At 50.5% G+C, this 14,813-nt stretch carries 12 protein-coding genes; 2 read left to right on the top strand and 10 right to left on the bottom strand.

The annotated features are described in order from the left end of the window. Positions 1 to 9: 9 nt before the first annotated feature. The 9 genes from C7R56_RS08745 to C7R56_RS08705 all read right to left on the bottom strand — a co-directional run bounded on the left by C7R56_RS08745 (position 10) and on the right by C7R56_RS08705 (position 11,684). Entirely contained in the window at positions 10 to 708 is a 699-nt protein-coding gene (locus tag C7R56_RS08745; protein WP_107996355.1) for an L-ribulose-5-phosphate 4-epimerase, read from the bottom strand. A 16-nt stretch (positions 709 to 724) separates the two neighbouring features. Continuing rightward, a complete protein-coding gene (locus tag C7R56_RS08740) occupies positions 725 to 2,335 on the bottom strand; it encodes a xylulokinase (protein ID WP_107996353.1) in 1,611 nt (536 codons plus the stop codon). Positions 2,336 to 2,588: 253 nt separating this feature from the next. Then, on the bottom strand, positions 2,589 to 3,665 hold the full coding sequence (locus C7R56_RS08735; RefSeq protein WP_107996351.1) for a GntR family transcriptional regulator: 1,077 nt from the start codon (positions 3,663 to 3,665) through the stop codon (positions 2,589 to 2,591). Between the two features lie 132 nt (positions 3,666 to 3,797). Further along, complete coding sequence (ald, locus tag C7R56_RS08730) at positions 3,798 to 4,910, bottom strand: alanine dehydrogenase (protein ID WP_107996349.1); 1,113 nt, start codon at positions 4,908 to 4,910, stop codon at positions 3,798 to 3,800. A gap of 5 nt (positions 4,911 to 4,915) precedes the next feature. Further along, positions 4,916 to 6,004: a glycerol dehydrogenase gene (locus C7R56_RS08725; RefSeq protein ID WP_107996347.1), complete on the bottom strand. Its 1,089-nt coding sequence runs from the start codon at positions 6,002 to 6,004 to the stop codon at positions 4,916 to 4,918. Between the two features lie 166 nt (positions 6,005 to 6,170). After that, positions 6,171 to 7,673 (bottom strand): flotillin family protein, encoded by a 1,503-nt coding sequence (locus C7R56_RS08720; protein ID WP_327229082.1) that lies wholly within the window; start codon positions 7,671 to 7,673, stop codon positions 6,171 to 6,173. A 12-nt stretch (positions 7,674 to 7,685) separates the two neighbouring features. Further along, positions 7,686 to 8,270, bottom strand: coding sequence for an NfeD family protein (locus C7R56_RS08715; RefSeq protein WP_107996342.1), 585 nt, complete (start codon positions 8,268 to 8,270; stop codon positions 7,686 to 7,688). A 216-nt stretch (positions 8,271 to 8,486) separates the two neighbouring features. Next, on the bottom strand, positions 8,487 to 11,144 hold the full coding sequence (locus C7R56_RS08710) for a LamG-like jellyroll fold domain-containing protein (protein ID WP_107996464.1): 2,658 nt from the start codon (positions 11,142 to 11,144) through the stop codon (positions 8,487 to 8,489). A 192-nt stretch (positions 11,145 to 11,336) separates the two neighbouring features. Beyond that, positions 11,337 to 11,684: a winged helix-turn-helix transcriptional regulator gene (locus tag C7R56_RS08705; RefSeq protein WP_107996340.1), complete on the bottom strand. Its 348-nt coding sequence runs from the start codon at positions 11,682 to 11,684 to the stop codon at positions 11,337 to 11,339. Between the two features lie 125 nt (positions 11,685 to 11,809). On the opposite strand from C7R56_RS08705, the gene C7R56_RS08700 reads away from it, so the two are divergent. Both C7R56_RS08700 and fghA read left to right on the top strand, forming a co-directional pair. Continuing rightward, positions 11,810 to 12,925 (top strand): S-(hydroxymethyl)glutathione dehydrogenase/class III alcohol dehydrogenase, encoded by a 1,116-nt coding sequence (locus C7R56_RS08700; protein WP_107996338.1) that lies wholly within the window; start codon positions 11,810 to 11,812, stop codon positions 12,923 to 12,925. Between the two features lie 4 nt (positions 12,926 to 12,929). Next, on the top strand, positions 12,930 to 13,760 hold the full coding sequence (gene fghA / locus C7R56_RS08695; protein WP_107996336.1) for an S-formylglutathione hydrolase: 831 nt from the start codon (positions 12,930 to 12,932) through the stop codon (positions 13,758 to 13,760). 106 nt (positions 13,761 to 13,866) lie between these two features. Here fghA and C7R56_RS08690 read toward each other — a convergent pair whose 3' ends face one another. Further along, the gene (locus tag C7R56_RS08690) at positions 13,867 to 14,805 is read right to left on the bottom strand and encodes a hypothetical protein (protein ID WP_107996334.1); all 939 of its coding nucleotides are present in this window, start codon (positions 14,803 to 14,805) and stop codon (positions 13,867 to 13,869) included. Between the last annotated feature and the right edge of the window lie 8 nt (positions 14,806 to 14,813).

Here is a 14,813-nt window from a genome sequence, read left to right as displayed (position 1 = left end):
TCAGCTCCCCTATTTTTTTTGCCCGTAATAGGCGTTTTCTCCGTGTTTTCGCAAATAATGTTTATCCAGAATGCGTTGCGGCAATTCCTCCGCGAAGGCATTCAATTGACGGGCGAACAGATTGGTTTTGCAGACCTCATCCAACACGACCGCATTCAGTACTGCACCCTTGGCGTCCTTGGCCCAAGTGAAGGGTCCGTGCCCATGCAGCAATACACCGGGAACTTCCATCGGTTTGATGCCGCGTTCGCGGAAAGTTTCCACAATGGCGTTTCCTGTTTCTTCCTCGTAACCACGATCGATTTCCGCCTGCGTCAAGAACCGGGCGCAAGGAACCGTACCGTAAAAGGTATCGGCGTGTGTCGTACCCATGGCCGGCACATCCAATCCGGCTTGCGCCCAAATCGTGGCCCAAGTCGAATGCGTATGCACAACAGCTCCGATTTCCGGGAATTCTTTGTAAAGAACGGCATGCGTCGGCATGTCGGATGACGGGTTCAGCTCCCCTTCGATGACGTTGCCGTCAAAGTCGCAAACGACCATATCGCTCGCCTGCATGTCGTCATAGCCGACCCCGCTGGGCTTGATGACGAATAAGCCTTTTTCGCGGTCGACTGCACTCACGTTTCCCCACGTGTATTTGATCAGTCCTCGTTCCGGCAGTTCCAGATTGGCTTGAAAAACTTCTTCTTTTAATTGTTCCAGCAAGATGTTTCCTTCCCTTCTATCTCAAATTCAAATGATCGACTGCAGCTTGCTCGATCGCCAGTCCTTTTTGGTAACGTTCGATGAAGATTCCGAAACCTTCAACATCGCGCGCATCGGGTGCAATCGTAACGCCTTCATCGGCACCGAATACTTTCTTGTCCAAAAATGTATCCAAAGTCTCTGTCGTTTCTTTGCGGTCCATGTAAGCAGCCAACAATGCGATGCCCCATGCGCCGCCTTCCCCTGCGGTCTCCATGACGGTGACCGGTGCGTCCATGACGGCAGCCAATACTTTCTGGCCGACTTCTGGGGTCTTGAAGATACCGCCGTGACCGACGATTTTATCGATTGCGACATGTTCCTGTTTCAGGATATTCATGCCAATCTTCATGGCGCCAAAAGCAGTGAAGAGGTGCACGCGCATGAAGTTGGCCAAGTTGAAGTTGCTTTCCGGTGTGCGGACAAACAACGGCCGTCCTTCCGCCAAATGGGTGATGTTCTCGCCCGAGTAATAACCGTAGGAGAGCAATCCGCCGCAATCGGCATCTCCTTCAAGAGCCTTATTGAATAGAGTGGCGAATAATTTGTCCGTATCAATCGCGAAACCGGCTGCCTCGCTGAATTCCCGGAAAAGTTTGACCCAGGCGTTGATATCGGATGAGCAGTTATTGGTATGGACCATCGCAACCAGGCTGCCTGCCGGTGTCGTCACGAGATCGATTTCAGGATGCACTTCATTTAAGTCCTGCTCCAAGACGATCATCGCAAATGCCGAAGTCCCTGCAGATACGTTCCCGGTGCGCTCCGCCACGCTGTTCGTGGCGACCATGCCGGTTCCGGCGTCCCCTTCCGGCGCACACAACGGGATGCCCGCTTCGAGTGTGCCTGTCGGATCGAGGAGTTTGGCTCCCGCTTCCGTCAGCTTCCCAGCCGCGTCACCTGCCAACAATACTTCCGGCAGCAGATCCGCCAATTTCCAAGTCGCGCCTTTTTCTGCGACTAAAGCATCGAACTGACCAATCATCCGTTCGTCATAATTTTTCTTCTCGACATCAATCGGGAACATCCCGGAGGCATCACCGACTCCCAAAACCTTCTTGCCTGTCAGTTGCCAATGGATGTAGCCTGCCAAAGTCGTAAAGAAAGCGACTTCATTTGTATGTTCTTCCTTATTCAAAACCGCTTGATACAGGTGGGCGATGCTCCAGCGTTGCGGGATATTGTATTTGAACAGTGCGGTCAATTCCTTTTCGGCATCAGCCGTAGTGGCGTTGCGCCAAGTCCGGAACGGCACCAATAACTCATTTTCCTGATTGAACGCCATGTAGCCGTGCATCATCGCGCTGAAACCGATCGATCCGACTGTGGTCAATGTCACGCCGTATTTTTCTTTAACCTCGCGCGTCAGTTCTGCGTAGCTTGTTTGAAGGCCTTTCCAAATTTGTTCCAATGAATACGTCCAGATGCCGTCGACTAACTGATTTTCCCATTCGTAGCTGCCGGATGCGATCGGAGCGAAGCGGGAGTCGATCAGCACCGCCTTGATGCGGGTGGATCCGAATTCGATTCCGATGCTAGTCTGCCGCGATTCGATATCAGTGACTATCGCTTGTAACTTCTCAGTCAAAATATTTCCTCCTTTTTGCGGTGCACCCTTTCAGGATGCTGTCCGTTCTTCTTAGGCATATTATATTCTATATGTCCGTACATGTAAAGAGATAAATTGAATATTTGTCCGAACACAAAAAAAACAATGCACAATCGACTTCCTGTCGTTTGTGCATCGCTCCCTTCCGCAACGCAGCCTCAAGATCCACCAAAAACCTAATGCAGCAACAAAAAAGAAGCTATCCTGATTCAGAGATAGCTCCGTTCTCCAGTTATTGGATCCGTTTGACCGAATCGCGGATGATCAATTCCGGCTCGAATATTTTGTTGCCTGTCATTTCTTGCTGTACGGCCAGCATGATCCACTCGGCAGCGGCCTCGCCCAATTCTTCTTTCGGATGGGAAAGGGTTGTCAGCTTGACGCTGCCTGCCGTGCTTAAGAACGAGTCATCGTTGCCGACCACCGAATAATCCTCAGGTACGCGTTTGCCCATGTCAGCAAGTGCTTGGATCAAGCCCTGCGCCACTTCATCGTTGTAGCAGACGATGCCAGTGACTTCCTGATCGCTCGCTAGTTTCTCCCGAATCGTCTGGAACACTAGCGCCTTCGTCTCTGTCGTGTACGTATACACATTTTTCGGATCGAAATTTGTCCGCATCTCTTCGTGGGCTTTGATGAAGCCTTTCATCCGGTATTTCCCTTGCAGGTCATCGATCTTCGTGATCAGCGCCAAATGCTGATGGCCCTGCTCGAATAGATGTTTCGTGGCAAGATAGCCCGCTTTCGTGTCATTGACGCAAATGAAAGGGACCGACAGTTCTTCATAGTAGGCATTGATCATGACAACCGGTATGCCTCGTTCCTTGAAGGAAAGGTAATAAGCCAAATTCGGATTGTATTGGTTACTTTTTGTCGGTTCCACGATCAGCCCCGAAACGCCTTGGCTGAGCATCTGTTCCAGACACTCCCGCTCCTGATCGACATCGTTGTTCGTGCTCGCCAGCAGCAAGGAGTAGCCATTCTCCCGCAACTTCTGCTCGATACCGCGGATGATCGACGGGAAAATATAGTCCGACAGATAAGTCGTGATGACGCCGATCGTTTTGCTGGATGACACCCCGTCACCACGCCTCTGATACGTATCGTCGACATAAGTCCCGGAACCTTTCTCCTTGCGCAAAAAGCCTTCATTCACCAGCAAAGCGATTGCTTCCCGGACAGTATGGCGGCTGACCCCATAATCCTTCTGCAGCTGCAGTTCAGGCGGAATGACTTTGCCTACCACAAATTCGTTCGAAAGTATTTTTGAGCGTATCTCATCGGCAATCACCTGGTATTTTGTTTTCATGGCATGCTCTCCCTTTGTATATGTCCGTACAAATAGTATAGTAAACCAACCGGAAAAATACAAGTGTACGTTAACTAATTCTACGCAAAAAAACGGATTTCCTGCTTGATATCCCAGGAAATCCAGTACCTTTTACAATAAAGTTTCGATTGGAGTATAGACTGCGCCGATCGATTCGGCGACATCTTTATTCGTCAAATTGCCGCTGTGCACGTTGAATCCGGTGAGGATGGTCGGATTGGTTGCCGCCGCTTGTAGTGCGCCTTGATTCGCGATCTCCACTGCGTAGGGCAGCGTGACATTCGTCAACGCGATTGTAGCAGTGCGCGGAACGGCTCCCGGCATGTTCGGCACCGCATAATGCAGGACGCCATGCCGTTCATAAACCGGATCATCGTGGGTGGTCGTGCGGTCTTCGGTTTCAAAGATGCCACCCTGATCCACCGCGATATCGACGATCACGGAACCCGGCTGCATGCTTTTCACCATTTCCTTGGTCACTAAGGTTGGCGCTTTCCGGCCGGGAATCAGGACAGCCCCGATGACTACGTCGGCATCCTTGATGGCATGGGCAATGTTCCACTCGTTCGACAGCAAGGTGATGACCGCGTTCCCGTACAAATTCTCGATTTCAGTCAAGATCTCCGGTCTGACGTCCAGGATTGTGCAATGGGCGCCGAGTCCCAATGCGATCTGCAACGCATTGCGTCCGGCCACACCGCCGCCGATGATGACGACTTTCCCGTTCGCCACACCCGGAACGCCGCTCAGCAGCACGCCTTTTCCGCCGTACGGTTTCTCCAGAAACTGCGCGCCAATCTGGACAGAAAGGCGGCCCGCGATAACGCTCATCGGCGTGAGCAAGGGCAAATCACCTTTTTTACCGACCATTGTTTCGTAGCCGATTGCAGTCATGCCCGCTTGCAGCATGGCCTTCGTCAACTCCGGTGCGGCCGCCAAATGTAGGTACGTAAAAAGAATCAGGTCCTCGCGGAAGTATGCGTACTCCGATTCCAAAGGCTCTTTCACTTTGATGACCAGTTCAGCAGCCCAGACTTTGGCTGAATCTTCCAACACTGTCGCCCCTGCTTTTTCGTACTGTCCGTCCTCGAATCCCGAGCCGATGCCGCAGCCCGCTTGGACCCAGACTTGATGGCCATTCTGGATCAGCAACTGCACACCCGCTGGCACCATACCCACCCGGTTTTCGTTGTTTTTGATTTCCTTCGGCACTCCGATGATCATCGCGATCATTCCTTTCCGACAAGTCCGTCCACTGCCAAAATGGCGTCGGCGACTTGCTCAGCCGTTATGTTTTTGTTTAGATTTTTCATGGTGTTGCTTTGTGCCACCGCAATTTTTCCGACTTTAACGAGCTCTTCGCGTGTGGCTCCGGTCAGATGCATCCCGGCCAGAGTCGTCGGCATGCCGATCTCCGCGAGGAAATGGCTGTATTTTTTGAATTCTGCGTGAGGGCGCTCTTCGAGCACGAGTTGGACCAACAGGCAAAAGCCGACTATTTCCCCGTGCGTCAAACGATGGACCTCGCCTTTGATGGCGGTGAAGCCATTATGGATGGCATGTGCGGCCGCCAAGCCGCCGTTTTCAAAGCCCAGTCCCGACAGCAGCGTATTCGCCTCAACAATCGCTTCGACAGCCGGCGTCACCAAGCCTTTTTGGACATCAGCGAAGGCGCTGAGGCCGTCACGGAATAAGGTTTCTTCGCAGGCTTTCGCAATGGCGGTGCCGGCGATTGTTGGCAATCCTCCGGCCAATGTGTTCTCCCCGGAGGCCTTCGTTGCCAACGCTTCTGCACATGTTGCCAAGGCGTCCGCCATCCCGCTTGCGAAGAATCGGATCGGCGCTTGGATGACGATTTGCGTATCAACAAGCACCAGATCAGGGTTCTTCGCATAGAAACGATAATGGTCGAACAACCCGCCCTGCGTATAGAGCACTGAGATGGCGCTGGTTGGGGCATCCGTGGAAGCAGTGGTCGGGACAATCACGATCGGCAAGTCGCATGCAGCTGCGATGCCTTTTGCAACATCGATGATTTTGCCGCCTCCGAGGCCGATGATGACGTCCGCCGTTGCATCGGCGACTTTGTCAGCCAAAAGAACCATTTCTTCCAGCGAGGCTTCGCCAGTGAATGCTTCATAATGATAGGGAAAACCCTCCAGAGCCCGTTCCACTTTTTCCTGGAGCAAGCCCCAAACGAAATCATCCGTGAGCAGGAATGCCTTCTTTCCGTATTCACCCGCTTCCTTCCCTAGTACGTCTATTGCGCCTACTCCTTGAATATACCGGCTAGGCGACCGAAAAACACGATAAGCCATATGTGCGCCCCTTTTCCATTTGTGATTTATTTATTATATTTTTATTTTACCACAGCTATTCTTATATTTTCCTGTTCCACAAAAAATCCTTCGGGGCTCTTATGCTTCCGAAGGATTCTGATTTCATGCGGATTCTGTTTGCAAAGCCTTACTTGTATCCCCGCTTTTAAGAAACGGCTGTTTCCGTTTCCGCTTCTTTGTCGGCTCCAGATGGACTGATTGCCTTATCTGCCGAAATTTCGGCTGCCATTGTCTCATTGAGTGTACCCAATTTGCTGCCGATATTTTTGTTTCCGACGAACGATTCGATCAACGCCGTCACATCCAACCCGGTCGTTTCTTTGAGCCCTTCCTGGGTTGCAGCCAGGACTTGACTGGCATAATTGGCTACTTTCGCAGCACCTTGGCTGCCGTTGCCGCCGTCTATCACCGTAATTCTGTCGATGTTGGAAATAGGCTCAGCAGCAGCACGCACGATATCCGGATATTTTTCGATCAGCATCGTCAAGATGGCTGCTTCCCCATATTGTTTCAATGCGTTCGCTAAAGCTTCCTTCGCTTTCGCTTCTGCTTCCCCGATCGCAAGGATGCTGGCGGATTCCGCCAAACCGTTCAGCTCTTTCTCTTTGGCCCGCGCTTCGGATTCCCAGATCGCTTTTTGTTTGTCGGCAGCCGCTTTTGTTTCGATGGCATACCGCTCTGCATCAGCTTTCTTACGCACTTCTGCATCATATTGTCTTTCTCTCCGGACGATTTCTTTCTCTTCCAGTTCAATTTGTTTCACACGTTCCGTGATTTCGACGTTCATTTCTTTTTCTTTCAATAAGATATCCAGCTGCGCCTTTTCCAGAGCATAGGCGTTATCTGCTTTCGCTTTGGCTACGTCCTGTTCTTGGCGGAAGGAAGCCAACTTCAATTCTTTTTGTTTATTCGATTCCGCAATTTGGGTCTCTCTCAAAATTTCGGCTTGCTGCGATTCTTGTTCCGCTTGGGCACGCTTGATGCGCGTTTCCTTATCGGCTTCTGCCTGAGCGATATACGCATCCCGTTTGACTTGGGCGATACGCGGTTGCCCAAGGGCATCCAGATAACCATTTTCATCCGTCACTTCCTTCACAGTGAAAGAGACGATGACCAAGCCCATCTTCGCAAGGTCCACACTGGCGACTGCTTGCACTTCTTGTGAGAACTTATCACGGTTCTTATAGATTTCCTCGACCGTCATGGAACCCAGAATCGAACGCAGATGGCCCTCCAAAACCTCACGGGCTTCATTCTCCAGATCCTCTGTCGGCTTGCTTAAGTATTGTTCGGCCGCGGTGGCAATTTCTTCCACTGTGGAACCGACCTTGATGATGACCGTCCCATCCGCAGAAACGGGGACTCCTTCCTCCGTATAGACAGCCGGCGTGCTAACTTCCAATTTACTCGACAAGAGCGATAATGCCTTGGCTGTCTGAAATACCGGGATGACAAAAGTACCGCCACCGCGGACAACTTTCATCGTGTTGCCTGTCGCTTTGTCGATATAAGTATTTTTTCTGCCAAGAAAACTCCCACTGACGATCAGCGCCTTATCCGGCGAAGCCGTCTTGTATCGCCCAATGAAAATTATCAAGGCGACCACCAGTAAAATCACTAAGATACCGATACCCATAAATTGATCCAAAAAATTCGTCATTTATTTCCCACCTTTATATTTTTTTTGATTCCATGTAGCAGGCTCATCCACCAAATCGTGGACAGCATTTTTGTACGGCGTGACATAGGCGATGCTATCACGGATTTCAATGATCAACACCGTTTCCCCGCTGGCGATGTTCAGCACATCAGCCGTCTCAGAACAGGCATAGATGAGCGCCATTTTGTTCATTTTACCGAATCCGGTCGATACGATGATTTCACCGATTGTTTTCTGCCCGATCGGCACAGTCACCGTCGCTTCTTTGCCTTCCAAATCTTTTGAACTCGTGATGGTGCTGTTTTCTGCTCGTTTCAATAAGGGCAGTACAAAGAAAATTTTGAAGGCGATGATGAGGGCTGAAATAACCAGAAAAGCCGATGCGAACAAGCCAACTGACCAGCCATCCGATTTTTGCAGCGCATTGATGAGCAAGCTCGTCGTCAAAATTCCCAAGAAAAAATCAGTGATATCATAGAATCCCACAGACAAAATATCATTGAGCGGGAATGTCAGGACAGTGCCGGCCACGCCAATGATGAACAGCATTTCCAACGGCTCAATCGTTTGAAAAAGTGTAAGCATATTTCATTTTCCTCCTTCCAATCAAATTTTTGTAAGAAAAATGAGCCGCATACATGTTCATTATCGAACAAACGCAACCTGAAGTAAAGCCAGAACCCTTCTGGGCTTTTCGGCTCAGCCATAGCCGCTAATCAACAAAAGAGGCCCAGGATCAGCGATCCGGCCCTCTTCTGCCTTGCCGTTCAGGGGAAAAAATTACTTTTCCCTTTGGATAATTTACTCTTCTGTTTTCTTAGCTGATTTTTTGTAATAGTACATTGATACCCTTGCGGCTGCCACTGCACCGAATGCGAGTGTGCCATACAACAAAGTCGATTGGCTGATGGATGCTTCAGCCGCAGGCGCATCCGGGGCTGCAGCAGGTGCTTCCTCGTACAGTGCTTTGATTTCATCCGCCGAAAGGACGATGCCGTCTTGGATATACAGTTCATCAATCAGCCCTTTGAATGGTTGATCCCAGTAGTTGACGCCTAGACTGAACGATGCTGCCGAACCTTCGAAGATGTTCGGGAATGCCTCTCCTGTGAACTTTTCCTCACCGTTGACATAGACGGAGATTTGGCCGGCATCTACCGTAAAGGCCAGGTGGGTCCATGCACCAGCAGGGATGGTCGAACCGATCGGCGCATCATACCATTGCTGACCGGACCAAAGCATCGTCTGATTGGCCGGTCCTACAGGCGTCAAACTGATCCAGCTTTGCTCTGTGGCGGCGCCGAAGAAGGCGGTCGTGAACTGATTCAGCTCGGTTGGATTGATCCAGAAAGCTACGGTATAGGCATTTTGGGTGATCAATCCCTTCCCAAGCGACAGTCCGGATTTGCCATCGAATGAAGCTGCCTGGCCTTTGATACCCTCAACGAGCGATACAGCTCCGCCCGTATTGTTGATCCGGTCTCCGGTCACTTGCGCATCACTCTGATCGCCTGCCGCATTCTGATAAGTCTCATCGAAGGAATAGTAAGCCGAAAGCTTGCCGGCTTCCTTCGGTTCGACCTGGATCTCGAAGCTGACTTGCTCCGATTGCAGCTCGTTTTGGATGAGTGCAGTCAACGTCACGAGCGCTGCCGGCTGACCGGCTTCAGGACGAGTGACGATGCCTGTTTCCGAAATGACAGCCGGGTCGGAGGAAGTCCATTGGATGGTGCTTCCGCCCGCAGCGGTTGTCGGCAGTATGATGTCCTTCATGACGGATTCAGGCATGGATTCCGCAAGCTCGGCTTTGATCTTCTCCATCTGTTCCGCGTCCGTTGCCGTGCTGGTTTGACTTCCCCAAATGACCTGTCCGTTCTCGGACATGCCGCTGAAAGTCATGACCCACGCTTCTGTCGTCGGATCCCATTGGCTGATGAAGACCCCGTCGTACGTTCCGTCCGCCAGTTTCAATTCGGCCCGATAATCATCATAAAGCCGCCATGTACCTTCCTGCGCACCTGTAACCGTGCCGTTAGCCTGCAACTGAATTAGTGTGGACTCCGTCAATTGGCCGGTGATCTGGTTGCCGTGGTTGACGAACTTGTAAGTGCCGGTGACCTCTGCCTGCGCCACTTCCGTTATCGTCTCACCAGCATAGCGATACGGTGTCGGAACCGGCCAGTCGTTGCTGTTCTTGAATGTCTGATGGACACGCACTTCATGGGTTTCGCCTTTGTTCGGGAAGCGGGTATGGAATACGAGAAATTCCTTATCGGCTTTTGCATCGATGTAATAGGAGTTGTGCCCAGCCGACAGATAACCGACGCCGTCCCCGGTCCCGTCCTCACCCAATTCCCGGGTGAAGAGGAAGTTCCCGATCAATTTGTTGCCGATGTCCTGATGATCGTTGACCCCCGGGAAATTGCCTACGCCCTTGTCGAAGGACTCGGGATACACGGCTTCATTGCCGGCTGCATCCACATAAGGACCCGTGATCGACTCCGAACGGAACTGACGCATCTGGTAACCGCCATCCGAAGCCAACCCGCCATAGGTCAAATAAAGATAATAATAGCCAGCCTTTTTGTCGTAGACGGCATAAGTCCCTTCAGACGAACGCCCATACCCAGCAGCGATCTTGGTGCCGAAATACCGATCGATCATCCGGCCGTCCTTGGTCACTCCGTCTTCGCCGGGATACAGCGGAATACCTGTTTTTTTGTCCAGTTCAAGAATGAATGTCCCGCCTGACCACGAACCGTATGTCATCCACAGTTTTCCTTGCTTGTCATACAGGATATTGGCATCGATGGCGTTCGTGTAGTCTGCATTGTTGTAGGTACCGTTATCCGTGAACCAATCCGGATTCGGCTCTTCCAGCACGCCCTCTTCGATGAGTTCGTCGATGTTCGTGCTCTCCCATTGCTTATTGACGTCGCTATTGGCATCGTACGCCTCTTCTTCCTGGAAGCCGGAGTAGATGATCGTATCGACATACGCATACGGCCCTTCGATATTTTTGGATACAGCCAAGCCGATCGCCGATCGGATATAGGTGGAGGAGACGCTGTAGTAAAGCATGTAGGCACCTTTGCTGCCGTCTTCGTTCCGATAGTGCTTGTTCCAGATGACATCCGGCGCCCAGACCGCGTAACCTCCTTTGCTGTCGGCATCATCTTCCCCTGCCCAGGCGAAGGATTCGGAAAGATTTTCGCTCAAATCCCCGTAAATCGTATTGTCCGTACTGGTGTAACCGTTGGTGAAATTCTGCCAATTGATCAGATCCGACGATTTGGCGGCTGCGATATGCGAACCGAACACATAGTACATCCCGGATTTCGGATCTTTGATGATGGAGGGATCGTGGACCGATGCATTTGAGAAAGTGATGGCCTCATCCGTTTCCGACGCGTGCACCTGTGACTTGGACTGGACCGCGGCAGCCATGCTGATGGCCATACCGCAAAGCAACAATTTGGATATTCTCGATCTGGTAATGATAAAAAACGCCTCCTTCTATAATTGCAACCGCTAACATTTGCATCCGCACATAATATATGTACTTACAAATTAAGATAGCACATTTAATTTGTTCGTACAACTATTATGTCGATTGGCGGTTACTTTTTGTTTTAGGCGTTCCCAGCTGCGCTAAAGCGTCTCTTCTGCCGTTATCACTTTCAGATATTGGTCTCCCCAGTCGCAAATGGATTGGACGACCGGCGCCAATTCCTTGCCGATGTCGGTCAGATGATACTCGACTTTCGGAGGAACCACGGGATAGACCGTCCTTGCGATGATCAGATCGCGCTCCAACTCCCGCAACTGCCGGATCAGCATCCGCTGGTTGATGTCAGGGAGGATTTTGTTGAACTCGCTCAGCCGCAGCGTGCCGTTGTGGAGCAATGACCAGATGATCGCAATCTTCCATCTTCCACCCACGACGGATAAGGCTAAGTCTTTTGTATTGTAAAATTCTTTCTCTTGGTATTGGATCATAGGACTGCCTCGTTTCTTGAAAATTCATCATGGTGACAAATATGTCAGTATTCACACAAGAGTCATTATATAGTATTCTGAAACAGAACGAAATACCATTTTTAAAGAAAGAAGGAAATAAAATTATGAAAAGTAGAGCAGCTGTCGCTTTTGGACCAGGCAAACCGTTGGAGATCGTGGAAATAGATGTAGCAGAGCCAAAAGCCAAAGAAGTAATGGTGAAGATCCTTTACACTTCCGTCTGCCATACCGATGCCTTCACTTTGTCGGGCGACGATCCGGAAGGTGTTTTCCCTGCCGTACTGGGACATGAAGGTGCCGGTGTTGTCGTTTCCGTGGGTGATGAAGTCACTTCCGTCAAACCCGGGGACCATGTCATTCCTCTTTACACGCCGGAATGCGGGGAATGCGAATTCTGTCTATCCGGCAAAACGAATCTGTGTTCAGCCGTGCGCGAAACCCAAGGCAAAGGCTTGATGCCTGATGGAACGACCCGTTTCTCTTATAATGGTGAGCCTATTTATCATTATATGGGGACAAGCACTTTCAGCGAGTACACGGTTGTCAATGAAATCAACCTGGTGAACATCGATAAGGAAGCGCCGCTGGATAAAGTCGCTTTGTTCGGTTGCGGAGTTACTACAGGTCTCGGTGCTGTCGAAAACACGGCTAAAGTCGAAGAAGGCGCAGTGACTGCAGTATTCGGGCTGGGCGCAATCGGCCTCGCCGTTATCCAAGGTTTGAAAAAAGCCAAAGCCAAACGTATCATCGCGGTCGATATGAATCCCGACAAATGGGAATTGGCCAAAAAAATGGGCGCCACTGATTTCGTCAACCCAAGCGATCACGATCGCCCGATCCAGGAAGTCTTGATCGAAATGACCAACGGCGGCGTGGATTACAGTTTTGAATGCATCGGAAATGTCGAAGTCATGAAAGCCGCTTTGGAAGCTTGCCACAAAGGCTGGGGCGAAAGCATCATCATCGGTGTCGCCGGTGCCGGCAAAGAAATCCACACACGACCGTTCCAATTGGTGACAGGACGCGTTTGGAGAGGTTCCGCGTTCGGAGGTGTCAAAGGCCGTACGGAATTACCCGGAATGGTGGAGGATTTCATGAATGGCGAAATCGATCTGGACAGTTTCATCACGCATCACCTGAATTTCACCGACATCAACGAAGCCTTCGACCTGTTGCATAAAGGGGAGTCCATCCGTACCATCTTGACCTATGGAGAATAAAGATATGACAACAACCTTGATCGAAACGCATAAAGTATTTAAGGGCGAACAAAGAAAATACCGTCACTATTCTGAAACGCTGGATTGCGACATGGTTTTCAGCCTGTTCCTGCCGAAACAAACAGACAACAAGCGGACATCTTTGGTTTGGTGGCTTTCAGGATTGACGTGCACCGACGACAACTTCAGCCAAAAAGGCGCGTTCCAAAAATACGCAAACCAACACCAGTTGACAGTTGTCATGCCGGACACTTCTCCGCGCGGAACGGATGTGGCGGATGACGAAAAATGGGATCTGGGCCAAGGCGCCGGATTCTATCTGAACGCGACCCAGGAACCGTGGGCAAAAAATTATCGGATGTATGATTATTTGACGAAAGAACTGCCTCAACTTGTCTACACTCTGATTCCCAATTTTTCAGGAAAAGAGAGCATCATGGGCCACTCGATGGGCGGACACGGAGCGTTGGTCATCGGATTGAAAAATCCGGAACGCTACCGATCCATTTCCGCTTTCGCACCTATTTTGAATCCGTCGCAGGTTCCTTGGGGCCAAAAAGCCTTCACCGCCTACTTGGGGTCGGATGAAAAAGATTGGGCAGCCTGGGACGCGACCAGCTTGATTGCGGAAAGCCCTGCCGCTCCCCCTATCCATATTTCGCAAGGGACCGCTGACAACTTTTATGCTGTCCAGCTGAACGAGGAAGCCTTCCTGCAAGCCGCTGAAGGTAAAAAAGTGAACTACGAAAAATTGGACGGTTACGACCACAGTTACTTCACGATCGCTTCCTTCATAGAAGAACATCTGCAATTCCACAAAGACTGTTTGAAGTAGGAAGAAAACAGTGCCCAAAAACATATAGCCAGTAATGGGCAAAAAGCCGATAAGGTCACGGATATTCCGTTTCCTTATCGGCTTTTTTTATTGAGCAATCAGGCAACTATTTTTTCTTCTGGGTCCCTTTCCGGGATGCGGTCGGTTTGATCAGATTTTTCTTCAGCCATTCGTAATAGTACATGTCCGGCACAACCGCAAAATCGGCCATCACATTGGAAATCGCGATATAGAGTTCTTCTTCGCTGTCCGCAAGATAATCGGCAGCATCCGTTGCGTCAAACATACTTTCTACATCAAACTCCATCCGGCCAAAAACTTTTTTGCAGTTTTTGTTTTCTTTCTGCAGATCTTTGTAATAGCGTTTTGCGCTTAGCTCATCATCGTATTTCAACGACAGCAGAATCAGCGGCAACAGCATTTGGGCGGATGTTTCGGGGTAGCGTTCATAAAGTTCTTTGGCTTTTTCCAGTTGTTCCAACTGACAGTAGATACCCATCAGAATGTAGCGGGCTCCCATGTTATCCCCCACACTCAACCGCAACATATCCTCGTATTCCCTCACGGCCGCTGTCAACATCCGACGTCGCTGCAGTTCTTCGGCATAGAGCGCCTTGACGCGCATGTATGCCCTGGTTTCGACGATTCCCCAATATTTTCCGATGGACTCTTCATCATCCAAACCATGCTTTTGCAGCACCGTCTTTCCGAACGCCACCAGTTTCTTGATTTCATGGATGAATTCGAGTGACTCAGGATCCAGCTGATAGAGTCTCGCTTCCAGATTATCCGGATCCAATTTCAAGGCACGCTCCAATATAGCCGCGTGTTCGCGTTCGGAAGTCGCGAACTCCAGCTTCTCCAACTCTTCGCTCGCCTTCTCTTCAGCAGTCAATTCTCCGGCTGTGAACGCTGCTCCCTTGGCACCCGCCTCGTTGGAAAGTTTCATGAATGCTTCGATTGCTTCCTCCACAGAATCATAGTCCTCGCCGTGTTTCATCACGAAATTGTTCAACTGTTTCATCAGCTTTTCCATTTCACCCATACAATCCA

The organism is Trichococcus paludicola (assembly GCF_003052295.1).
In the GTDB taxonomy this organism is placed as follows: domain Bacteria; phylum Bacillota; class Bacilli; order Lactobacillales; family Aerococcaceae; genus Trichococcus; species Trichococcus paludicola.
The sequence above is the reverse complement of the archived record's forward strand: the minus strand, read 5'-3'. Positions and strand labels throughout refer to the sequence as shown.

Bases quoted from the DNA above. Each gene is read 5' to 3' on its own strand.
- C7R56_RS08705 (WP_107996340.1), bottom strand. From the start codon at position 11,684: ATGATCCAATACCAAGAGAAAGAATTTTACAATACAAAAGACTTAGCC.
- ald (WP_107996349.1), bottom strand. From the start codon at position 4,910: ATGATCATCGGAGTGCCGAAGGAAATCAAAAACAACGAAAACCGGGTG.
- C7R56_RS08715 (WP_107996342.1), bottom strand. From the start codon at position 8,270: ATGCTTACACTTTTTCAAACGATTGAGCCGTTGGAAATGCTGTTCATC.
- fghA (WP_107996336.1), top strand. From the start codon at position 12,930: ATGACAACAACCTTGATCGAAACGCATAAAGTATTTAAGGGCGAACAA.
- C7R56_RS08700 (WP_107996338.1), top strand. From the start codon at position 11,810: ATGAAAAGTAGAGCAGCTGTCGCTTTTGGACCAGGCAAACCGTTGGAG.
- C7R56_RS08725 (WP_107996347.1), bottom strand. From the start codon at position 6,004: ATGGCTTATCGTGTTTTTCGGTCGCCTAGCCGGTATATTCAAGGAGTA.
- C7R56_RS08710 (WP_107996464.1), bottom strand. From the start codon at position 11,144: ATGGCCATCAGCATGGCTGCCGCGGTCCAGTCCAAGTCACAGGTGCAC.
- C7R56_RS08735 (WP_107996351.1), bottom strand. From the start codon at position 3,665: ATGAAAACAAAATACCAGGTGATTGCCGATGAGATACGCTCAAAAATA.
- C7R56_RS08690 (WP_107996334.1), bottom strand. From the start codon at position 14,805: ATGGGTGAAATGGAAAAGCTGATGAAACAGTTGAACAATTTCGTGATG.